Source organism: Paenibacillus cisolokensis, assembly GCF_018403665.1.
GTDB classification, from domain to species: domain Bacteria; phylum Bacillota; class Bacilli; order Paenibacillales; family Paenibacillaceae; genus Paenibacillus_AH; species Paenibacillus_AH cisolokensis.
On sequence record NZ_BOVJ01000132.1, the window covers coordinates 1 to 20721 of the forward strand.

Consider the following 20721-nt stretch of genomic DNA (forward strand, 5'->3'; position numbering starts at 1 on the left):
GCACTGCTATGCTGTGGGGGCGCTGCAACGCGCGCCCTTGTCGCACCGCTATGCTGTAGGCGGCGCTGCAACGCTTGTGCGGTTTGCATGTGCCAGGCTCAGGTCCGGCATTTCAGGACATGAGCCTGGTCGGCAACGTAGCGGTGCAGCGCTTCGCCCATACGGGCGCCGGATTGCGCGCAAAGGACGGCCGTGTTGGCCGGATTTGAAGTTTGAGGCGGCGATTTGCGTTATGTTCCGGCCAACACACAGATTGCAGAAGATTGCGTATAGTTGTGGAATGAACACGTTGCGTCTCCTTACGCCGTCCGTTGCGGCTAGGTGACTGCGACGAACGCCAATCCGGCGAACAGCGCGGGTTGCCGGCCGGCCTCTTTCGCCCGCTGCGGCAAAGACGTTCGTGACGCCGGCTTAAAGGCCGTCCGCCGGCATTAACCGTATTCTTTATACTCCGGTTTGCTTCCGCATATCATAAGCCCTTGCCCCCAGTTGACGTGGACGTTCTCGGTCGGCGGGTCGGCCGGATCGCGGTACTGGAACAGCACGTTGCGGCGCGACCGCTCGCTGCGGTTCGGGCCTGAGCCGTGAATCGTCAGGTAGTTGAAGAAGAGCACGTCGCCGGCCTGGGCAGGACACGGCACGCCCATCGACAGCGGATATTCGCGATGGTCGAGATAATGGCGCCCTACATGCTTGAGCGGCCCTTGCTTGTGCGAACCTGGCAGCACGCTGATGCAGCCGTTCTCGAGATCGGCGTCGTCCAGATGGACGCTGGCCGCCAACATCGTATGGCGCTCGTGCGGAAAATAAGGATAGTCCTGATGCATCGGGAACGCCGCGCCTTTCTCCGGCGGCTTCACCAGCATTTTGCTGTGGTGCAGCTCGACGTTCGGGCCGATCAGCTTGGTCAGCACGGCCGTCATACGGGGATGCACGGCCGCCCGCGTGAAGACGGCATCCTGGTATTGGACGTCGTGGAAGCCTTTCAACACCAGCTTCTTCAATTCTTCAGGGGACATGTATTCGCCCTGCCACGTGGAATTGCGGTCGTATTTCGATCGCGCCGCCTTTTCGATAATGCTGTCAACAGCCTTTCTCATCTCCTCGACTTCTTCCTGCGAGAAGACGCCCCGAACGAGCAAGTAACCATTTTCCTTGTAAAAATCGACATCTTGTGTTGTAATCAAATCGATCACCTCTATGCGAGTGAATGTTGTGGAACCATTACCATCATAACCTGCACGGCGGTTTTTCGTATTTGCACGATGAAGACCATTTCATTGCACAAAACGGACATTTCCGGTCTTCCAGCCGAAGGAGGCGCGATTATATGGATCAAACGCTGTGCGAAAGGGCGGTCGCCGTTCTGCGCAGGCTGACGGCCATGCGCGGCATGGATGGCGAATATGCCATCCATTATTGGGGAGGCTCACCGAATCATCCCGACAACCCTTATCACCGCCACTCTTTCATGGAATGCTGCTATGTCGTGTCCGGCAGCGGCGAGTATCGTGACGGAGAGGAGTCGCACCGAATCGGCCCGGGCGACCTGTTCGCTTCCCGTCCCGGCGTCTATCACCAGATTCATCGCGGGGAGAAGCTGTTTCTGCTATGGGTTGCTTTTGAGCCCGCCGCCGGTATAAGTGCGGAGAGGGAGCGGCGCTGGCGGGAATGGGCCGGTTCCGCGTCGTATTTGCTCCGCTCCGCGGGAACCGGTCATCCGGCCGGGGCGGCATGGCGCGGGCTGTACGGCGCGGCTGCCGAAGGAATGAGCGCGGAGACGCTGCAGGCTTGGGCGGACGCGCTGATCTCCTCGATGTGCGACGCCTTTACCGCACATCGGCCGCTGTCTCCTATGCGCGCCGGACCGGAGCAGTTGCTCGAACGGGCTAAACGGTTCGTCGCCGACAATCTGGATCAACCGTTGCAGCTGCAGATGACGGCCCGGACGCTGCATATTTCGGCCCGCCATTGCTCGCGGCTGTTTGCCAAATACGAAGGAATGAGCTACACGCAATATGTGAACCAGCAGCGGATCGAGACCGCGAAAGCTTTGTTGCGTTCGGGCAGCGTATCGATCAAAGAAGTCGCCGAACGGACAGGGTTCGGCAGCGTCCATTATTTTACGCGGATGTTTGCCGCCCGCACCGGCATGACGCCGGGAGCGTACCGGGATCTGCCTTCCGATTTACCAGTCGGACGACAGGAATGATGCTGCAACGAATCCGTCCTCGCGGTATAATGGGTGGAGGAAAACAAAGGAATACAGGGAAAGCGGGGAGAACGACACAATGCCGGACATGTTAGTGAAACTGTATGCGCTGCCGGAGACGGAGACGCCTGAGCAATACGCCGCGCGCACGGGGATTACGGTGCGCCGCGCGATCGGCCCGGAGAAGCTTGCCGTAGCGGAGTGGGTAGAGAAACATTTCAGCAAAAACTGGAGAAGCGAATGCGAGGTGGCGTTTTCCCGTCAGCCGGTGTCATGCCTTGTGGCGGTGCGGGACGGCAAGCTGCTCGGCTTCGCCTGCTATGACGCCACTTGCAAAGGCTTTTCGGTCCGACCGGTGTGGACGAAAACGAACGGGGCCTCGGCATCGGCAAGCAGCTGTTTTGCAAACGCTGCAGGCGATGCGCAGCGACGGCTACGGATACGCGGTGATCGGCGCGGCCGGTCCGGTCGCCTTCTACGAAAAACGGCAGGCGCCGTCGTCATCGAAGGTTCGGTCCCGGGCGTATACGCCGGCATGATCAAGTCGTCATAATCGGAGAGCTTTCGCAATTCTGACGATATTTACGGTAAAACCGCCGTCATGCGTCAAAACCGCCGTCAAACGGCAAAACCGTCGCCGTCGGATTGTCCGTCGCATTTTTTCAATGTAAAATAACGATTTCGCCTGGAACGACTTCGCCGCAAAAGAGCGAAGTCGTTCTTTTATATGTTATAATCATAAGATGACCTTGCGAACGGAAGGAGAACCCCGATGGAGCCGAAATCCCCTCTGGACAACAAGATATTGGCCGAACTGGAGGAGAAGCTCAGCCTGTACATGAAGCCGATCATTGTGGAGCGGGGCTGGCGCTACTACCTCAACGGCCGCGTCAAACATGTGAAAGAGATGGACGGCAACACCATTATGGGCGCGGTGCAGGGGGAGGAGATTTATGCGGTAACGCTGGCGACGGACAATTTCTTTTACAGCGCCTGCACCTGTCCGTATGATTCGCTGTGCAAGCATATGGCCGCTCTGTTCTTTGCCTATTGCGAACGCGCCGGCTGGCGTCCCGAACTATCGTACGAGTCGCTAGTCGGACGCAAGCCCGCGCCGGCTCCATGGCAATCGGCCGCATCGGAATCGGCCGCCGGCGCTGCGGAGCCGAGTCATCCCGGGGAGGAAGGCTCGCTCGAGCAGTGGCGTTCCTGGTTCGGAGAGCAGCACGGCGAGACGTGGAAGCTGTGCCGCCACTCGCTGCACCATATGCAGCCGGTGCTGTCGGGGCTGAAGGGGCTCTCCAAAACATGGCCGGCGGACCGGCGCCGTCTCCACTGGATGGCGGCCATTCTGTTCGTGCTGGAACAGACCGACAAGGCAATCGCCTCGGTCGATTCGTACAACCGCTATTACCAGGAAGTTTCGTATTCGCGCATGGCGGAGCCGTGGATCGCGCATTTTCATGAGCTGGTTTCGGAACGCCGGAACGAATATGCCGACGAGCGGGAGCGGTCGTGGACGGAAGGGATTGCCGATTGGCTGCTGAGGCGTGCGACGAGCGGGGAAAAGGCGTTGGTCAGGTGGGATTCGCTGTATTTGCAATTCAGCCGGACGTTGTCCGAACACCGGGCTTTTCGAATGAAGGAAAAGGCGGCGCTCGAGAAGATGCTTGGCAAGTCGGAAGCCGCGGACCTGGGCAAGGCGGAAGCGACGGGCCTGAGCAAGTCGGAAGCCGCGGACCTGGGCAAGGCGGAAGCGACGGACCTGGGCAAGGCGGAAGCGACGGGCCTGAGCAAGTTGGAAACGGCGGACCTGGGCAAGGCGGAAGCCGCGGACGGCGGCCATCCGTTCGTCCGGATCGCTTATGCGCAGCACCGTTTTCACGAGGAAGCGGACGAAGAAGCGGTCGCCATGCTCGAGGGAATCGCGTTTGCGCATACGGCGGCGGTTGCGTTTCATTGCGCCCGGGTCCGGCTGGAACAGCACCGGTGGCGCGATCTTGAATGCTGGATGGCATATCTGGCGGAGCGTCTGCCGGAAAGAAAAACGAACGACGCTCTCCATTCGTTTCTGCTGCTGTGCGGTCTCGCGGCCGACAGGCAGCCCGATGGCCGGTGGGAGGCTTACATGATCGATCTGCTGCCGTCATCCTACGCCACGCTGTCGCAGCATTGGCTCGATCACGGGCGATTCCGCGACTGGGCCGACCTGCAGCTGCTTCTCGGCATCCGTCCGGAGGAGCTGGACGTTCAGGCGGTGCGGGAAGTGACGCGGCAAGCGCCGTCCGCGCTTATTCCACTCTATCATCAGGCGATCGAAGAATCGATACGGGCGCGCAACCGGCAGAGCTACCGGATTGCCGTCAAGCAGTTGCAAAAGCTGGAAAAGCTGTACAAATCCGTAGAGGCACGGGAGCGGTGGAACGAGTTTTTCGGCAGTCTTGTCCGGAAGCATCAACGGTTGCGGGCGTTTCAGGAAGAATTGGAGAAAGGGAAAATGCTGACATGAGGACGACCTGGGGCATACGCGCGGTGCAATTGCAAGGGTACTGGCATTCGGAAGGCGGCGTGGCCATTCTGGAGGATAACAGCGCGGTCATCGGGAAAAGGCTGCGTCAGGTGCTGTTTGCCCGGCACGAAGCGTCCTGGTACGGCTCGGATATCGAAGAGGGCGAGGCGTTCGGACGGTCCATTGTGCAGCTTTCGCCGCTTCTGGCGATGGATTATTTGTCCGATCCCCGGCATGTGCGGCTGCTCAAGGTCGAATGGTCGCCGCGGCTGCTTGTGCTGCGCAAGCTGGCCGAACTGCTGCGGACGATGCTGCTGAACGGCTGGTTTGTGCCGGATATGCGGGAATGGGACCGGGAACGGCGGATGTGGAAGCCGGCCATTCCGGAGTCGGAGCAGGGAATGCGCGAGGAATGGGAGCATTGGCTTCGGCAGGCGGAGCAGAACGGCGACGGCGGGGTGAAGGAGTGGCTCGGACTGGCCGTCGAGGCGATCGTGAACGGGGACGGCGCGGCGGGCGCGGCCTGGAGAGCGGTCGAAGCGTCGCACAAGGATTCCCTTTACCGCAAAATGGCCGATGAAGACGACTGGCAGGTCGCTGTCGGATTGAAGCGGGACACCTTCCCGTTTCGGCTCGCGATCCAGCTGTCGGAACCGGACGCAAGCTCCGGCTGGAGGCTGGCGCCCGCTGTCCGCGACCGCGACGGCGGCGAATGGATGCCGCTGGAACAGGGAGCGGACGGAGAATGGAGAGCCGCGGACGGGCGCGAGCTGCCGTCCGAATGGCTGCCTCTGCTTGACGGCAAGGTGCGCAAGGAAGCGGCGGGCTGGCTGAACGCCGCCCCCGGACTGGCGGCGCGGGAAGGGGAAGCGGAATTCGCCGGCATCAGGCGGCTGCTGACGGACGACGAGGCATGGACGTTCCTCGCGCAAATCAGTCTGCGGCTGCTTCAGGCCGGCTGCCCGGTGCTGCTGCCCGGCTGGTGGGAAACGGTTCGCTCCCGCAAATTGCGGCTGCGGGCGAAGGTGAAGTCGCTTGCCGGCACGGGCGGGCAGGCGATGTTCGGACTGCATGACATCGTGCAGTACGACTGGCGGCTGGCGGTCGGCGAGGTCGATCTGTCCGAGGAGGAGTTTATGCGCCTTGCCGCCGAGAACCGGCGGTTGATGCGCATCGGCGGGGAATGGGTCCATCTGGATCCGGCCGATGTCGACAGAATCAGGCGATGGATGAAGCGGGTCGGACGGAAGAAGGGGCTGACCTTCCGCGACGTGCTCGAGCTGCACCTGCGCGGAGGCGCTTCGATTGACGACGGCGCAGGCGAATACGAATCGCCGATCCAGGCGGAGGTGGAACTGGACGCCCATCTGGCGGGCTGGCTGCAGCAGCTTCAGCAGACGTCCTCGCTTCCGCTTGTCCCGGTGCCGGCCGGCTTCCGCGGCGAGCTCCGCCCCTATCAGCTGGCCGGCGTATCGTGGCTCGCCATGCTGCGCCGTTTCGGATTGGGCGCTTGTCTCGCGGACGATATGGGCCTCGGCAAAACGGTGCAGTTTGCCGCTTATTTGCTGCATGTGAAGGAGCAGCGCGCAGCTTCCGGCGACGACGAGGCGGCTCCGTCGCTGCTCATTTGCCCCACTTCGGTCATCGGCAACTGGGAGAAGGAGCTGGAACGGTTCGCCCCTTCGCTCAACGTCGTGCTCCACTACGGTCCCCGAAGAGCCAAAGGACGGGCGTTCGCCGACGCGGTGGCCGGAGCCGATCTCGTCATCACGTCGTACGCCCTTGCACCGCTGGACGAGGAAGAGCTGAGCGGCGTGAACTGGAATACGCTCTGTCTGGACGAGGCGCAAAACATTAAAAACGTGTATACGAAGCAGTCCGCTGCCATCCGCAAATTGCAGGCCGGCCACCGCGTCGCGTTGACCGGCACGCCGATGGAAAACCGGCTGACGGAGTTGTGGTCGATTTGCGATTTTCTTAACCCCGGTTATCTCGGCTCGCTTGCCGAATTCCGGAAAGCGCTCGTGCAGCCGATCGAGCGGACGCGCGACGCGGAGCTGATCGCCGGCCTGCAGCGTTGGGTGAAGCCGATCATGCTGCGGCGCGTCAAGAACGATCCGGCGATCCAGCTGTCTCTTCCGGAGAAGCACGAGGCGAAAACGTACGTTTCGCTGACGGCGGAGCAGGGGGCTGTCTACGAGAACATCGTGTCGGACTTGCTGGAGCGGCTTGACAAGTTGAGCGCCATGGAGCGCAGAGGGCTGATCCTCGCTTCGCTCACGAAGCTGAAGCAGGTGTGCGACCATCCGTGGCTGCTGACGAAGCGGGACGGCCGCGTCTTATGGAAGCCGGAGCTGTCCAACAAGACGGTCCGGCTGCTGGAGATGATCGAAGAGATCGCCGCCGAAGGCGAGCGCTGCCTCGTTTTCACGCAGTTCGTCGAGGCGGGCGAACAGATCCGCCGGCTACTGGAGGAGCGGCTCGGCATGCCGGTCCCTTATTTGAACGGCAGCGTGCCGAAGGCGAAGCGGGACGAGATGATCGCGGCGTTCCAGGACCCGGCTTCCGACTGCTGCGCGTTCGTGCTGTCGGTGAAAGCGGGCGGCACCGGACTGAATTTGACGGCGGCGAACCACGTGTTCCATTTCGACCGGTGGTGGAATCCGGCGGTGGAAAATCAGGCGACCGACCGGGTATTCCGCATCGGCCAGACCAAGCGGGTGCAGGTGCATAAACTGATTACGCTCGGCACGCTGGAAGAGCGGATCGACGAAATGATCGACCGCAAGCAATCGCTGAGCGAGCAGGTGGTCGGCCAATCGGAGCAATGGATAACGGAGCTGTCGACGGACGAGCTGAAAGAGCTGTTTGCGCTGCGCCGCAGATGGCTGAACGGTTGAGCCGAAAGAACCGTCTATGGCAGAGGAGGCGATCAGGATGACGGAAGAAAGCAGGACATCGGGCGGGGATGAACGGACGACGGCCGGCTCCCTCGAGCCGTCCGCTTCCGGCGAAGCGGAGAGCGGAGAAGGCGGAAGCCGGCCGCCGTCGGATGAAGAGCGTGCCGGCGCTGCCGGCGCTTCGCCCGAATGGCTCCGGTTCTATGCCGCCGTGAAGGATAAAGTCCGCAGCATGAGAACGGAATAGAGCGGCTTCCTGCGGCGGCGGCGCAAAACGGCGTTCCCCTCCCGGTTCCACTGGCCGGGCAGGAACGCCGTTTTCTACTCTTCCGATAACTCGTCAAGCGTCATGCCGAGGCTCGGCGCCATATGGGTGAGGAACCATTCGATTTCGGGCATGTCGAGCTTGGCGAGCGATTGCTCGATCTGGCTTTTGGCGACGGCAAATTCCCGATTGCCGGAAGATACTTCGGCGAAGCATTTCAAATAGGCGTCGAGCAGATCGGCCGCTTTGACAAGCGCGCGCAGCTCAAGCTCTTCGCCGCTCTCTTCCCCGCCGTCCGCTTTGCCGAGCAGCCGCGCGTACGCCGGCTTCAGCTCGGGGGGCAGCATGCCGTGAAGGCGCTCGGCCGCCATCTTCTCGATCTCGCGGAAGCTTGCGAGCATCCGCGGATTGTGATGTTTGACCGGCGTCGGAATATCGCCGGTGAACACCTCGGTCGCATCGTGGTACAGCGCCAGCGTGACCGCGCGGTCGGCGTTCAGCTTCTTGCCGAATATGCGGTTGCCGATCTCGCACAGCATATGCGCGAGCAATGCGACATGGTAGGAATGCTCGGCGACGTTTTCCTTCGTCGTATTGCGCATCAGGCTCCAGCGTTCGATATATTTCAGACGGTACATATAGGCGAAAAAATGGCTGCTCAAGTTTCACGCGCTCCTTTATCCGTACAATGCGAATCGGCGGCGGAACAGCCGCGCGTCCGGCGCCCTGCGGGCCCGCAAGTCCGTGCGAAGCCCGGCGGCACCGATCCGCCCGGAGGCGGCAGGCCGGGCAAGCATATGCCAATCGATCCATGTATGCTATTATATAGTGTATAGAGAAATGCGACCAGAGAGGAGATTACCGCTACGCCATGCAGCATTTTGAAGAGAGCATATACCGTCTGATCGTCGAAACGTCCACCAATCTTCCCGGCGATGTCCGCCAGGCGATCCGGAAAGCCCGGGAAGCCGAAGACCGCGCCACCCGCTCGGGCATTTCGCTGTCCACGATCGCCGAAAATATCGAGATGGCCGAGTGCAACGTTTCGCCGATCTGTCAGGATACCGGGATGCCGACGTTTGTCGTGCATACGCCGGTCGGAGCCAACCAGATCGTGATGAAGCGGCAGATCCGCGAGGCGGTCGCGCGCGCCACGAAGGACGGAAAGCTAAGAACGAACTCCGTCGACTCGCTGACCGGCGCCAATACCGGCGACAATCTCGGACCGGGCACGCCGGTCATTCACTTCGAGCAGTGGGAAAAGGATGAAATCGACGTCCGGCTCATTCTGAAAGGCGGCGGCTGCGAGAACAAGAACATCCAGTACAGCCTGCCGACGGAGCTCGAAGGGCTCGGCAAAGCGGGGCGCGATCTGGACGGCATCCGCAAATGCATCCTGCACGCCGTCTACCAGGCGCAAGGCCAGGGGTGCAGCGCCGGGTTCATCGGCGTCGGCATCGGCGGCGACCGGACGACGGGCTACGAGCTGGCGAAGCAGCAGCTGTTCCGGCGCGTGGACGATACGAATCCGATTCCGGAGCTGAGGGAGCTCGAAGAGTATATTATGGAGAACGCGAACAAGCTCGGCATCGGCACGATGGGCTTCGGCGGGGAAGTGACGCTGCTCGGCTGCAAGATCGGCGTCATGAACCGGCTGCCGGCCAGCTTCTTCGTCTCCGTCGCCTACAATTGCTGGGCTTACCGGCGTCAGGGCGTGCTGCTGGACGCGCAGACCGGTGCGATTAAGGAATGGCTCTACCCGCAAGGAAGCGAGCAGCCGATGCGGGACGAAGCAGCAGCTTCCTCCAGCGCCGGACAGGAAGCGGCCGCAGAGTCGGAGCGCCGCGAAGTCGTGCTGACGACGCCGCTGACGGAAGAGCAGGTCCGTTCGCTGCGCGTCGGCGATATCGTCATTCTGAATGGGGAAATGCACACCGGCCGCGACGCGCTGCACAAATATTTGATGGATCACGACTCTCCGGTCGACCTGAACGGCGCCGTCATCTACCACTGCGGCCCCGTCATGCTGAAAGAAGGGGACAGCTGGAAAGTGAAAGCGGCCGGACCGACGACGAGCATCCGCGAAGAGCCCTATCAAGGGGACATTATTAAAAAGTTCGGCATCCGCGCGGTAATCGGCAAAGGCGGCATGGGCGCGAAGACGCTCAAGGCGCTGCAGGAGCACGGTGCGGTCTACTTGAATGCGATCGGCGGCGCGGCGCAATATTACGCCGAATGCTTCAAGAACGTGAACGGCGTCGACTTCCTCGAATTCGGCATTCCGGAAGCGATGTGGCATCTGCAGACGGAAGGCTTCGCCGCGATCGTCACGATGGACGCGCACGGCAACAGCCTGCATGCCGACGTCGAACGCAGCTCCTTCGAGAAGCTCGAGCAATTCAAGGAGCCGGTATTCAAATAAATAAGCGAGATGATGACTTATCCGTCAATTCGGTCTTGCCCTTAACAAACGTTTTGAACAATGGATGTTTCTTCTGGTCCCGGGATCGCTAGTCCTGGGGTTCTTTTTTTCGGATACGCTGCTGCCGTTCGTCAAGGCGGTTCCCTATCTGTTCGCTTATGTAACCTTGACGATGGCGATCGGCTGCGGACTGGAGCAGCTGAAGGCGGTTATCCGGAAGCCGGGCGTGATGATCGGAACGCTGCTGATCGCCCATATCGTCTCTCCGCTCGCGGCGTACCTGATCGGTAAGTATACGTTCGGACCGGATTCTCCTTATGTGGTCGGACTTGTGCTGTTTGCGCTCATTCCGCTGGGGGTGTCGACCGTGTTTTGGGTCGGCATGTCCGGGGGCAGCGTGCCGCTCATACTCGCGATGGTCGTGCTGGATTCGGCGCTCAGCCCGCTCGTCGTCCCGGCCGGAATCAAGCTGCTGTTCCATACCGACGTAGCTCTCGATACCGGGCATCTGGCGTTCGATCTGGCGATGATCGTAGTGGCCCCCACCGTCATCGGCGTGCTGCTCTGCGAGCTGACGCGCGGCCGGATTCAGCCTGCCGTGCAGCCGTATGCCGCTCCGCTGTCCAAGCTGTGCTTTATTGCGGTCGTCGCCCTGAATGCGGCGGCGATCGCTCCGTATGCTGCCGGGCTGAAAGCGGATATGCTAAAGCTGGTGCCGATATCGGTCATGCTCGTCGCGCTTTGCTATGCGTTCGGCTTTATCGGCGCAGCTCCGCTTCGCAACCGCGAAAAGCAGGTTACGGTCTCGTATGCGACGGGCATGCGCAATATCTCGCTCGGCATCGTGCTGGCGATCGGGTATTTCAGCCCGCTGACGGCCGTCCCGGTCATGCTGACGATTATGATTCAGCAGCCGGTCGCCACGCTGTATCATTACGCTTTACAAAAACTTCATAAATCGAAGGCTGGCAAGGCGAACGCGATGCAGGTACGATAATAATGTCGAAAACCGTGCCGCCGCCGGTCTTGCGAAGGCGAGCGGAGACAGAACGGAGAGATGACATGCGAATGAACAGCTTTCGCGCCAGGCTGACGCTTATTATGATCGTGCTGATCGGCTTGTCGGTTACGGCTTCCGGTCTGATGATGGGGCAGATATTCAAAGACAGCCATCTTGCCGAGCTGGAGGACAACATGGTGCGCGAGATGAAGCTGATATTGGCCAAGACGGAGTGGAGAACGGGGCCGGAGCAGGAACTGTTCGCCTATTTTACGAATGAAGCGACCGCGCTGAAGGAGATTACGGGAGCGAGGGTAACCTTTATCCGCGGCGACGGGACGGTGCTTGGCGACTCGGATCACGAGCCGCAGACGATGGACAATCACGCCGACCGGATCGAAGTCCGGGAAGCGTACGAGAAAGGCGTCGGCCGGACGATCCGGTACAGCGACACGCTGAAGCAAAACTTGCTCTATGTCGCCATTCCGGCGGGCGAAGGGGAAGATGCCGGCATCGTCCGCCTGGCGATGAGCCTGAAGACGGTGGAGAAAAGCATTTTCCGGATGTGGGCGGTGCTGATCGCCGGCCTGGCCGTGCTGTTTGTCGCGGCGGCGCTGATCAGCTACCGCGTCGCCCTCGGCATGACCCGGCCGCTGGAGCAGATTACGAAGGTCGCCCAGCGGATCAAAAACATGGATTACCGTGCCCGGGTCAAAGTCGGCAAGCGCAGCGAAATCGGCGAACTCGGCCACGCGATCAACACGATGGCGGAAAGTTTGCAGGTGCAGATGGAACGCATTCGCCGCAACGAAAGCCAACTGGAAAGCGTGCTCGCCAATATGATCAACGGCATCGTGATGATCGACGCGAACGGCCGCATCGTGCTGATGAACCGGCGGGCGGAAGAAGTGCTCGGCGTTAAGGCCGGCGAGCTGACCGGAAAGCATTTTAGCGAAATGCGGCAGCAGTACGAGCTGGCCCGAATGATACAGGACGCGATGGACAACAAAGAGCATCTGCGGGAAGAGATTACGTTCTATTTCCCGGAGGAGCGGCTGCTCGAACTGAATCTGGTGCCGTTCCGCCAGGACGGCGACGAATTCGGCGGCGTGCTGCTCGCCGTGCAGGACGTTACGGCGATTCGCCGGCTGGAGCGGATGCGCAGCGAGTTCGTCGCGAACGTCTCGCACGAGCTGAAAACGCCGATCGCGGCGGTCAAAGGGTTCGCCGAAACGCTGCTTGGCGGCGCCGTCGACGATCCGGAGACGGCCCGCGCGTTTCTGCAAATCATATTTGACGAGAGCGACCGCCTGAACCGGCTTATCGGCGACATTCTCGAGCTGTCCAAAATCGAGTCCCGGCGCGTGCCGCTGCAGTTTTCGCCGGTCGAGCTGTCGTCCTTCCTGGAGCGTACGGTCGAGGTCGTCAAGACGGAAGCCGCCCGCAAATCGATTGCGCTGGAGCTGAAGTGCGAACAGGATCTGTATGTCGAAGCCGACGAGGACAGGCTGCGGCAAATTATGATGAATTTGCTGGCCAACGGCATCAATTATACGCCGGAAGGCGGCAAGGTGACGGTGATCGCCGAGGCGATCGCCGCGAACGGCGAACCTGCGCCGGAAGGCGCCGATTACGAGCGCGTCCGGATCCGGATCACGGATACCGGCATCGGCATCCCGAAGAAGGATCTTCCCCGCATATTCGAACGGTTTTACCGGGTGGACAAGGCGCGCTCCCGCAGCTCCGGCGGCACCGGACTCGGCTTGTCCATCGTCAAGCATCTGGTCGAGCTGCACAAAGGGACCATTTCGGTCGACAGCGTCGTGGGCAAAGGGACGACGTTCACGCTCGAATTGCCGGTGCTGCAGTAGAAGCGGCACGCCGGGCTGCTGGCCCGGCGCGATAAAATTTTTACATGGCGTTAACAAAATGATTCAAGCATGTTCGCACGTGCGATGATAAAATAGAGGTATACGGAACAGACTTAAAGCTAACGGCGAAACGGCACATAAGCGTTCGTCCGTTCGCAAGGTGGGGGATACGATGTCGCACAAAGTGCTGGTAATTGAAGACGAACCGACGCTGGCCCGTCTGCTGTCGTACAACCTGACGCAGGAAGGGTACGAAACAACGGTGATCGATCATGGCGCGGAAGGGCTGCAGGCGGCGCTGCAGCGAAAATTCGATCTGATCATTCTGGATATTATGCTGCCCGGCATGAACGGCTTCGAAATTTTGAACCGGGTGCGTCAAAGCGGCATTCTTACACCGATCATTATTTTAACCGCGCGCAATGCGGAAGATGAAGTCGTGCAGGGGCTCAAGCACGGGGCCGACGACTACATTACGAAGCCGTTCGGGGTGGCGGAGCTGCTGGCCCGCGTATCCGCCGTACTAAGGCGGACGAACGCGGAAAGCGCGAAGACGCCGTCTTCCTCCGACAATGTGATCGAAGCCGGAGACCTGCTCATCTACCCGGAGAAATACGAAGTCATATTAAATGGAGAGACGGTGCCGCTGCGGCCGAAAGAATTCGAAGTGCTGCTGTATCTCGTTCAGCGGCCGGGCATGGTCGTGACGCGCGACGACCTGATGAATGTCGTGTGGGGGTTCGATTATATCGGCGGTCAGCGCACGGTCGACGTTCATGTCAGCTCGCTGCGCAAAAACTGGAGCTCGGCAGCCAGTCCGTTCAGATCGAATCGATCCGCGGCGTCGGCTACAAGCTCGTCATGCCCAAAAAACCGCAGCGCCCAGATGAGGCGTGCGGGTTGCAATTGACGGATCATATATCGCTTCACCGCGTCTGTCGCGTTTGTTGCGGTATTTCCAAAATCGGAACATTCTATTCCGTTTTTTCCCCAGCCGGCCATAGGGCCGGACTTTCCTTCGCGGTTCTCCTTCGCGCGGCCGGTCAGGAACGCATAGATCGCAACGGCGGCAATTCCGTTGTATCACGACGGCGGCAATCCCGCCGTATCGGCGGAAATCTCGTTGTATCGCAACAGCGTAAATCCCGCTGTCTTCCGATGCTAGTTCTGGTTCCAGGACAGCATTTTCTTTTGGAATTCCTTGGGCGAGCATTCGTTATACTTCTTGAACATTTTGTAGAAATGAGCCATATTCGGCATGCCTATTCGTTCCCCGACTTCCGATACGCTGAGATCCATCGTCAACAAAATGCGTTCCGCCCATTTGATTTTCCGGTAATTGACATATTCGGTAAAGGATAATCCGATCGTTTTCTTGAAAAACTTGACGAAATAGTAATAACTCATATTGGCCAGCTTGCACACTTCCTCCACCTGAATGCGGTCGGTCAGATGGCTTTCGACGTAGTGAAGCACCGGCTTCAGCCGGATCCGGTTGAAGTCTTCCTGTTCGGCCAGCATCCTGCGCGAATCGTTGCGGAGCAGAAGCAGCAGAATGCGTTTGATCAGCATATTGACGGCAAGCTCGTAGCCGGCCTGCTTGGCGCTCGCTTCCTGCAAAATTTCCCGGATACAGTCGGCGATTTGCGCTTTCACATCCGGTTTCTCATCCAGAATGTAGTTGACCCGGCTGAGCGGATTTTTCGTTTCGGAGAAATAGCGCATATACGTAATCGTGCTGTGGTCGAAAAATTGCTCCAGGTCGAATTGCAGAACGATATAGTCGAGCGGCGCGTCGAAGCTGCGGTCCCGGTGCAGCTGGTAGGAACCGATAATGGCGACGTCGCCCGCCTGCAAGCGGCGGCATTCGTCTTCGATATAAACGTCCAATTCCCCGTCCAGCACGAGCAGCAGCTCGAGCTCGCGATGATAATGCCAGTTGATTAACAGATCTTTGTGACGATGAGATTTGAATATCCGCAGCGACAAAAGAGGGTTTTCATAAGCGACCTTTTCATTATAAATTTCCAATCTTATTTCTCCAGTCATAGCAAAATGACATAAAAGCATCGCCAGAAAAGCCATTTTTTTTGGACAGCGTTTGTCCTATACTTATTCTATTGCATCATAGCCTGTTGAATCAAGGCTCATGGATGTATTCACAACATCATTACAATCCGGGAGGATGATTCGAAGTGTCCAAAGTACGCGTGGGCATTATCGGCTGCGGCGGTATTGCGAACGGCAAGCATATGCCGAGCCTGGCGAAAGTGAAAGAAGTGGAAATGGTGGCGTTCTGCGACATCATCCGCGAGCGCGCCGAAGAAGCCAAGACGAAATTCGGAACCGAGCAAGCCAGCGTATACGAGAACTACCGCGACCTGCTTGCCGATGCTTCTATCGATATTGTGCATGTATGTACGCCGAACGATTCCCATGCCGAAATTTCTATTGCGGCGCTGGAAGCCGGCAAGCACGTCATGTGCGAGAAACCGATGGCGAAAACGGCTGCAGACGCCCGCCGGATGCTGGAAGCGGCCAAACGCACCGGCAAAAAGCTGAGCATCGGGTACCAGAACCGTTTCCGCGCCGACAGCCGCTACCTGAAAGAAGCTTGCGCGAACGGCGAACTGGGCGAAATCTATTTCGCCAAGGCGCATGCGATTCGCCGCCGCGCCGTGCCGACTTGGGGCGTGTTTCTGGATGAAGACAAGCAAGGCGGCGGTCCGCTCATCGATATCGGCACGCACGCGCTCGACCTGGCGCTGTGGATGATGGACAACTACAAGCCGAAAGCGGTGCTGGGACGGGCCTATCACAAGCTGTCCCAAAGGGAGAATGCGGCTAATGCCTGGGGACCGTGGGATCCGAAGCAGTTTACCGTCGAAGATTCCGCTTTCGCGATGATTACGATGGAGAACGGCGCTTCGATCGTGCTCGAGTCGAGCTGGGCGCTCAACTCTCTCGAAGTGGACGAGGCGAAGGTGACGCTCTGCGGTACCGAAGCGGGAGCCGACATGAAGAAAGGGCTGCGCATCAACGGCGAGCAGAACAGCCGTCTGTATGTCAAGGAAATCGAGCTGAACAGCGGCGGCGTGGCCTTCTACGAAGGCCAATCGGAAGATCCGGCCGAGCTTGAAGCCCGCACCTGGATCGATGCCGTCATCAATGACAAGGAATTGATCGTAAAACCGGAGCAAGCGCTCGTCGTATCGGAAATTCTCGAAGCGATCTACGAGTCTTCGCGCACGGGCAAAGCGGTATATTTCGACTAATCGCATAAAGACGGCCCCGTTAGACCGTTTCCGGCCTTGCGGGGCCGTTTTTTTGTTGCGTTCGGACGGATTATTTTTTGTAATGCGCGGGCGGACGGCATTGCGACATTGAAGGAAGTCTTGAAGGGATTCGCGGCAACGCCGCAGCGGAATGTTCCGAAGCGGAATGTTCCGAAGCGGCCGGCTTTCGTACGGGGATGTCACAAATGCCGGCATTCGGCTGTCATTCTTGACGAACCCGAAACGATAGAGCGGAGGTACCGGAATGACGCTGGATCAAACGTACACGCAGTACAAATCGATGCTGTTCGGACTTGCTTACCGGATGCTGGGCATTGCAGCCGATTCGGAGGACACCGTACAGGACGTATTCGCGCAGTTCATGCAGCTGGATGCGGCCGAAATCAAGAACGAGAAAGCGTATTTGACGAAAATGACCGCCAAAGGCAGATTTCTCGGCGGATTTGAGCCCGCCCGCTTGAACGGAGAACCCGGATTGCTGCAGAAAAGGGACGGCCGCATCGTCATGGCCGTCATGGCGGAATGGGAACCGGAAGGCTCCCGTATCCGCCGCTTGTACATCGTGCTGAACCCGGAGAAATTAACCCGCTTTAATCGAAGCAGCCCGGAAACATGCCGGTCGCAACGCCGAGCCGGTTCCACGCATTGATGCTGTTGATGGCCATAAGCAGATCGACAATCTCTTTTCGCCGAATATGCTGCGCACGCGATCGTAGACTTCGCGGGGGACGCCGGCTTCCGACAGCTTCGTCGCATATTCGGTCAGCTCGAGCGCCGCGCGCTCCGCTTCGGAGTAGAGCGGCACTTCCCGCCATACGGGCAAAAGTAGAATCCGGTCCATGCTTTCGCCCGACCGGAGCAGCTCTTTGGCGTGCATGTCGATGCAGAAGGAGCAGCCGTTAATCTGCGAAGCGCGCAGCTTCATGAATTCGTACAGCTTATGGTCGAGGCCGCTGTTCTTGATATACTGCTCGAGCGAGAGCATCGTTTTGAAAGCGTCGGGATTGGCGTTCCGGTAATTCATTCGGAGTTCCATCGGTCATCTCTCCTGTCCTTTGATTTGGGATTTCACCAATACGACAGGCGGAAGCCGCCGTTTGTGACACCGGCGCTGCATATCGAACAAAAATAACTTTTCCTCTTGAATCGGTGCGGAAGAGTGTGTACTATACAAGATATAATTTCATACGACTCATATAATTTTGGGAATATGGCCCATAAGTTTCTACCGGATGACCACCGTAATCGTCCGACTATGAGTGACAGCGAGCGCGCCTCGGAAGTTCCGTTTTTTCGGCTCGGGAAGAAGAACGGAACGGCCGGTCATGCATGCCTATGCATAACGTGCGCACCATAAAGGGTTTAAGCCCGGATGGACAGGCTTCACTTGAGAAACCAGCTCAAGGAGCCTGTCCTTTTTGATTTCGGAGAAGGAGCGGTAGCGGAACATGAAATTGCTGGAAGAGCGCATACGTCAAGAGGGGCTGATTTTGTCCGATACGGTGCTTAAAGTCGATTCGTTTCTGAATCATCAGGTGGATACCGTGCTGGCGCTGGAGATCGGAAAGGAATTCGGGCGGATATTTGCAGACGAGCCCGTGACGAAGGTGCTGACCATCGAAGCCAGCGGCATTCAGTTTGCGATGGCGACGGCGATCGCGCTGGGCGTACCTTTTCTTTATGCGAAAAAGAAGAAAGCCGTCACGCAGTCCGATGCGGTATATTCGGTTCCCGTCCATTCGTTTACGAGACAGGAGACGTATCAGGTGAGCGTATCCCGGCGTTATCTGGGACCGGACGACAACGTGCTGATCGTGGACGACTTTCTCGCTACGGGCGCGGCGCTTGCGGGTCTGGTCGACATTGTGAACGAATCCGGAGCGAAGCTTGCAGGCGTCGGCTGCGTCATCGAGAAGAGCTTCCAGGAAGGGCGCGATTTGCTGGAGCGCAAAGGCGTCCGCATTCATTCCCTGGTTCGGATCGCCTCGATGTCGCCCGGCGAGATTCGCTTCGCGGAAGAGGAACGTACCATTCATCACGTTAAGGAGAAGGTGTAGGATGCAGAGCAAACAGAGGGTCGTCACGCTGGGCCTGCAGCATGTGCTGGCCATGTATGCGGGCGCGGTCATCGTGCCGCTGATCGTCGGGGCGGAGCTCAATCTGAACAGTACGCAAATGGCGTACCTGATCGCAGCGGATCTGTTCACGTGCGGAATCGCAACGATTCTGCAGGTGATCGGCACCAAATATTTCGGCAGCCGGCTGCCGTCGTGCTGGGCTGCACCTTTACCGCGGTAGGACCGATTATCGCGATCGCTTCCGCTTCGAATCTGGCTACCGTATACGGCGCCATTATTCTATCCGGTCTGTTCGTCGTGCTGGCAGCTCCGCTGTACGGCAAAATGCTCCGGTTCTTCCCCAAAATCGTAACCGGGTCCGTCGTCACGATTATCGGGTTGTCCTTGATTCCGGTGGCGATGAACAATGCGGCGGGCGGTCAGAACAGCCCGGATTTCGGCCAGGCGCACAATTTGCTGCTCGCGCTCGGCACGTTCGCCGTCATTCTGCTCGTGAATCGTCTCGCCAAAGGATTTCTTCGCGCCGTCGCCGTGCTTGTCGGCCTGGTCGTCGGCACGATCGCCGGATATATGATGGGCATCGTAGACTTCCAGGCGGTGGCGGACGCGTCCTGGGTCAGCGTGGCGCAGCCGTTCTACTTTGGCGCCCAAATCAGCTTGACGGCCGTATTTACGATGATTCTCGTCAATATCGTCAGCATGGTGGAGTCCACGGGCGTCTATTTCGCGGTGGGCAAAGCGACGGACCAGGAGGTCCAGCCGAAGCAGATCGTGAACGGCCTCCGTTCCGAAGGCCTCGCCATTATGCTGGGCGGCGTGTTCAACGCTTTCCCGTATACGGCGTTCTCTCAAAACGTCGGCCTGATCGCGCTGACGCGGGTGAAGACGCGGGACGTCATCTTCGCCGCGGGCGCCATCATGGTCGTGCTGGGTCTGCTGCCCAAGCTGGCGGCGCTCACGTCAGTCATCCCGAGCGCCGTGCTCGGCGGGGCGATGATCGTCATGTTCGGCTCGGTCGCGGCATCCGGCATTTCGATATTGTCCGAAGTCGATCTGCGCAAGGACGGCAATCTGCTGATCGCCGCCTCGAGCATTGCGGTCGGTCTGGGCTCGGCCGTGCTTCCGCAAATGTTCGACCAGCTGCCGGATTTTGCGAAAATGCTGCTCCAGAACGGCATCGTCACCGGGTCGCTCACCGCGATTCTGCTCAACATCGTGCTGACCGGTCGGGAAGACGCGGCGCCGCTTGCGCGGAAAAGCGCTTGATCCGGCCGCGCGCCTGGGCTTGCCGGGTGCGTTTAGCGGGGGCGCTTACCGGGGAGCGCCTGGGCTTGCCGGGAGCGCTTACCGGGTATATGCAACCCAACGCGCACCAAGCTGTGCCCGGGTCCCCGCCAAGCTCTGGGTTCGGCCGGCCTTTAGACGCGGATGCGGGGTCGTTAGCGCGGAAAGGCGGATGATCCATCCGTGCGCCGGGGGAACCGGCGCGGCATGCCCCGGACGCGCACCAAGCTGTGCCCGTCCCCGCCAAGCCCCGGATCGTTCGGTAGGACTTGTCTCTGGGACGTGTTCAGTCATGTTCCGCATGCTAACCATGCCCCCTGGACATGCCCCTGGATGTGTAATCGTTGCCGCGCCCTTGGATCGTTCAGTCATATGCTGCGTTATTGCTACGCACCCGGATGTGTAATCGCATGCCGCTTGCTGCGTTATTGCTACACATCCGAATCGTCCCCGCCATGCGCGGGGGCGTTTTGTTTTGTATAAGAAAACCCCCAGTTCGACTGGGGGTTCAGGAAAGCTTCTAGCTATGAGTAGTCATCCTTTGCACTCAGATGATAAGATGAGAGCCGGTCTGCCAACCGCTCAAACTTACCAAGGAGGACAAAGGATGGACAAGAGCAGTCTAGCACATACGAAGTGGAACTGTAAATATCATATTGTATTCGCTCCGAAATATCGAAGACAAGTGATTTATGGGAAATTGAAACGAGAAATTGGAAAAATCCTTCGGGAGTTATGTGAGCGAAAAGGGGTAGAGATCTTGGAAGCGGAAGCATGTGCGGATCACATTCACATGCTGGTAAGTATTCCGCCGAAGTTAAGTGTGTCGGAGTTTATGGGGTACCTAAAAGGGAAAAGTTCGCTGATGATCTTCGATAAGTTTG

Annotated in this window: 15 protein-coding genes, 3 pseudogenes and 1 riboswitch; of the genes and pseudogenes, 14 read left to right on the forward strand and 4 right to left on the reverse strand. The window is 59.1% G+C overall.

Annotated features, from left to right (window positions below; all coding sequences use genetic code 11):
- Nucleotides 1-431: 431 nt before the first annotated feature.
- A complete protein-coding gene (locus PACILC2_RS17880; protein WP_062494686.1) occupies nucleotides 432-1187 on the reverse strand; it encodes a phytanoyl-CoA dioxygenase family protein in 756 nt (251 codons plus the stop codon).
- A 143-nt stretch (nucleotides 1188-1330) separates the two neighbouring features.
- Between PACILC2_RS17880 and PACILC2_RS17885 the strand changes: the two genes are divergently transcribed.
- The 5 genes from PACILC2_RS17885 (at nucleotide 1331) to PACILC2_RS17905 (ending at nucleotide 7868) form a co-directional block, all read left to right on the forward strand.
- Entirely contained in the window at nucleotides 1331-2212 is an 882-nt protein-coding gene (locus tag PACILC2_RS17885; RefSeq protein WP_062494684.1) for an AraC family transcriptional regulator, read from the forward strand.
- A gap of 79 nt (nucleotides 2213-2291) precedes the next feature.
- Nucleotides 2292-2765 carry a GNAT family N-acetyltransferase gene (locus PACILC2_RS17890; RefSeq protein WP_307860632.1) on the forward strand — a complete coding sequence of 158 codons (474 nt, stop codon included), beginning with the start codon at nucleotides 2292-2294 and terminating at the stop codon, nucleotides 2763-2765.
- A 219-nt stretch (nucleotides 2766-2984) separates the two neighbouring features.
- On the forward strand, nucleotides 2985-4721 hold the full coding sequence (locus PACILC2_RS17895) for an SWIM zinc finger family protein (RefSeq protein ID WP_213529873.1): 1737 nt from the start codon (nucleotides 2985-2987) through the stop codon (nucleotides 4719-4721).
- Nucleotides 4718-7621: a DEAD/DEAH box helicase gene (locus PACILC2_RS17900; protein WP_213529875.1), complete on the forward strand. Its 2904-nt coding sequence runs from the start codon at nucleotides 4718-4720 to the stop codon at nucleotides 7619-7621. Before PACILC2_RS17895 ends, PACILC2_RS17900 begins: the two co-directional genes overlap by 4 nt.
- 37 nt (nucleotides 7622-7658) lie before the next feature.
- Nucleotides 7659-7868: a hypothetical protein gene (locus PACILC2_RS17905; protein WP_213529877.1), complete on the forward strand. Its 210-nt coding sequence runs from the start codon at nucleotides 7659-7661 to the stop codon at nucleotides 7866-7868.
- A 74-nt stretch (nucleotides 7869-7942) separates the two neighbouring features.
- On the opposite strand, the gene yfbR is transcribed toward PACILC2_RS17905, so the two are convergent.
- On the reverse strand, nucleotides 7943-8548 hold the full coding sequence (gene yfbR, locus PACILC2_RS17910; protein WP_213529879.1) for a 5'-deoxynucleotidase: 606 nt from the start codon (nucleotides 8546-8548) through the stop codon (nucleotides 7943-7945).
- A 209-nt stretch (nucleotides 8549-8757) separates the two neighbouring features.
- On the opposite strand from yfbR, the gene PACILC2_RS17915 reads away from it, so the two are divergent.
- From PACILC2_RS17915 to PACILC2_RS17930, 4 genes and pseudogenes are all read left to right on the forward strand, one after another.
- Complete coding sequence (locus PACILC2_RS17915; RefSeq protein ID WP_213529881.1) at nucleotides 8758-10308, forward strand: fumarate hydratase; 1551 nt, start codon at nucleotides 8758-8760, stop codon at nucleotides 10306-10308.
- 64 nt (nucleotides 10309-10372) lie between these two features.
- A complete protein-coding gene (locus PACILC2_RS17920) occupies nucleotides 10373-11305 on the forward strand; it encodes a bile acid:sodium symporter family protein (protein ID WP_213529883.1) in 933 nt (310 codons plus the stop codon).
- Between the two features lie 71 nt (nucleotides 11306-11376).
- Nucleotides 11377-13179, forward strand: coding sequence for a two-component system histidine kinase PnpS (gene pnpS / locus PACILC2_RS17925; protein ID WP_213529885.1), 1803 nt, complete (start codon nucleotides 11377-11379; stop codon nucleotides 13177-13179).
- 172 nt (nucleotides 13180-13351) lie between these two features.
- Nucleotides 13352-14052, forward strand: a pseudogene (locus tag PACILC2_RS17930) (response regulator transcription factor); the annotation flags it as partial.
- A gap of 288 nt (nucleotides 14053-14340) precedes the next feature.
- Here PACILC2_RS17930 and PACILC2_RS17935 read toward each other — a convergent pair.
- On the reverse strand, nucleotides 14341-15210 hold the full coding sequence (locus PACILC2_RS17935) for an AraC family transcriptional regulator (RefSeq protein ID WP_062494666.1): 870 nt from the start codon (nucleotides 15208-15210) through the stop codon (nucleotides 14341-14343).
- Nucleotides 15211-15374: 164 nt separating this feature from the next.
- Between PACILC2_RS17935 and PACILC2_RS17940 the strand changes: the two genes are divergently transcribed.
- Both PACILC2_RS17940 and PACILC2_RS17945 read left to right on the forward strand, forming a co-directional pair.
- On the forward strand, nucleotides 15375-16454 hold the full coding sequence (locus PACILC2_RS17940) for a Gfo/Idh/MocA family protein (RefSeq protein WP_082655323.1): 1080 nt from the start codon (nucleotides 15375-15377) through the stop codon (nucleotides 16452-16454).
- A gap of 265 nt (nucleotides 16455-16719) precedes the next feature.
- Nucleotides 16720-17124 carry a sigma factor gene (locus PACILC2_RS17945; RefSeq protein ID WP_213529887.1) on the forward strand — a complete coding sequence of 135 codons (405 nt, stop codon included), beginning with the start codon at nucleotides 16720-16722 and terminating at the stop codon, nucleotides 17122-17124.
- Here the strand turns inward: PACILC2_RS17945 and PACILC2_RS17950 are convergent.
- Nucleotides 17066-17511, reverse strand: a pseudogene (locus PACILC2_RS17950) (carboxymuconolactone decarboxylase family protein). The gene PACILC2_RS17945 and the pseudogene PACILC2_RS17950 overlap by 59 nt on opposite strands.
- Nucleotides 17512-17647: 136 nt before the next feature.
- A riboswitch (purine riboswitch) is annotated at nucleotides 17648-17751 on the forward strand.
- A gap of 172 nt (nucleotides 17752-17923) precedes the next feature.
- Here PACILC2_RS17950 and PACILC2_RS17955 point away from each other — a divergent pair.
- The 3 genes and pseudogenes from PACILC2_RS17955 to tnpA form a co-directional block, all read left to right on the forward strand.
- Nucleotides 17924-18532 (forward strand): xanthine phosphoribosyltransferase, encoded by a 609-nt coding sequence (locus PACILC2_RS17955; protein ID WP_062494619.1) that lies wholly within the window; start codon nucleotides 17924-17926, stop codon nucleotides 18530-18532.
- Between the two features lie 52 nt (nucleotides 18533-18584).
- Nucleotides 18585-19819 (forward strand): annotated as a pseudogene (locus PACILC2_RS17960) (nucleobase:cation symporter-2 family protein).
- Nucleotides 19820-20444: 625 nt separating this feature from the next.
- A partial coding sequence (tnpA, locus tag PACILC2_RS17965; RefSeq protein WP_213529889.1) for an IS200/IS605 family transposase occupies nucleotides 20445-20721 on the forward strand: 277 nt, incomplete at its 3' end.

Excerpts from the sequence above, each read along its gene's own strand:
- PACILC2_RS17885 (WP_062494684.1), top strand. The coding sequence starts at position 1,331 with ATGGATCAAACGCTGTGCGAAAGGGCGGTCGCCGTTCTGCGCAGGCTG.
- PACILC2_RS17890 (WP_307860632.1), top strand. The coding sequence starts at position 2,292 with ATGCCGGACATGTTAGTGAAACTGTATGCGCTGCCGGAGACGGAGACG.
- PACILC2_RS17895 (WP_213529873.1), top strand. The coding sequence starts at position 2,985 with ATGGAGCCGAAATCCCCTCTGGACAACAAGATATTGGCCGAACTGGAG.
- PACILC2_RS17900 (WP_213529875.1), top strand. The coding sequence starts at position 4,718 with ATGAGGACGACCTGGGGCATACGCGCGGTGCAATTGCAAGGGTACTGG.
- PACILC2_RS17905 (WP_213529877.1), top strand. The coding sequence starts at position 7,659 with ATGACGGAAGAAAGCAGGACATCGGGCGGGGATGAACGGACGACGGCC.
- PACILC2_RS17915 (WP_213529881.1), top strand. The coding sequence starts at position 8,758 with ATGCAGCATTTTGAAGAGAGCATATACCGTCTGATCGTCGAAACGTCC.
- PACILC2_RS17920 (WP_213529883.1), top strand. The coding sequence starts at position 10,373 with ATGTTTCTTCTGGTCCCGGGATCGCTAGTCCTGGGGTTCTTTTTTTCG.
- pnpS (WP_213529885.1), top strand. The coding sequence starts at position 11,377 with ATGAACAGCTTTCGCGCCAGGCTGACGCTTATTATGATCGTGCTGATC.
- PACILC2_RS17945 (WP_213529887.1), top strand. The coding sequence starts at position 16,720 with ATGACGCTGGATCAAACGTACACGCAGTACAAATCGATGCTGTTCGGA.
- PACILC2_RS17955 (WP_062494619.1), top strand. The coding sequence starts at position 17,924 with ATGAAATTGCTGGAAGAGCGCATACGTCAAGAGGGGCTGATTTTGTCC.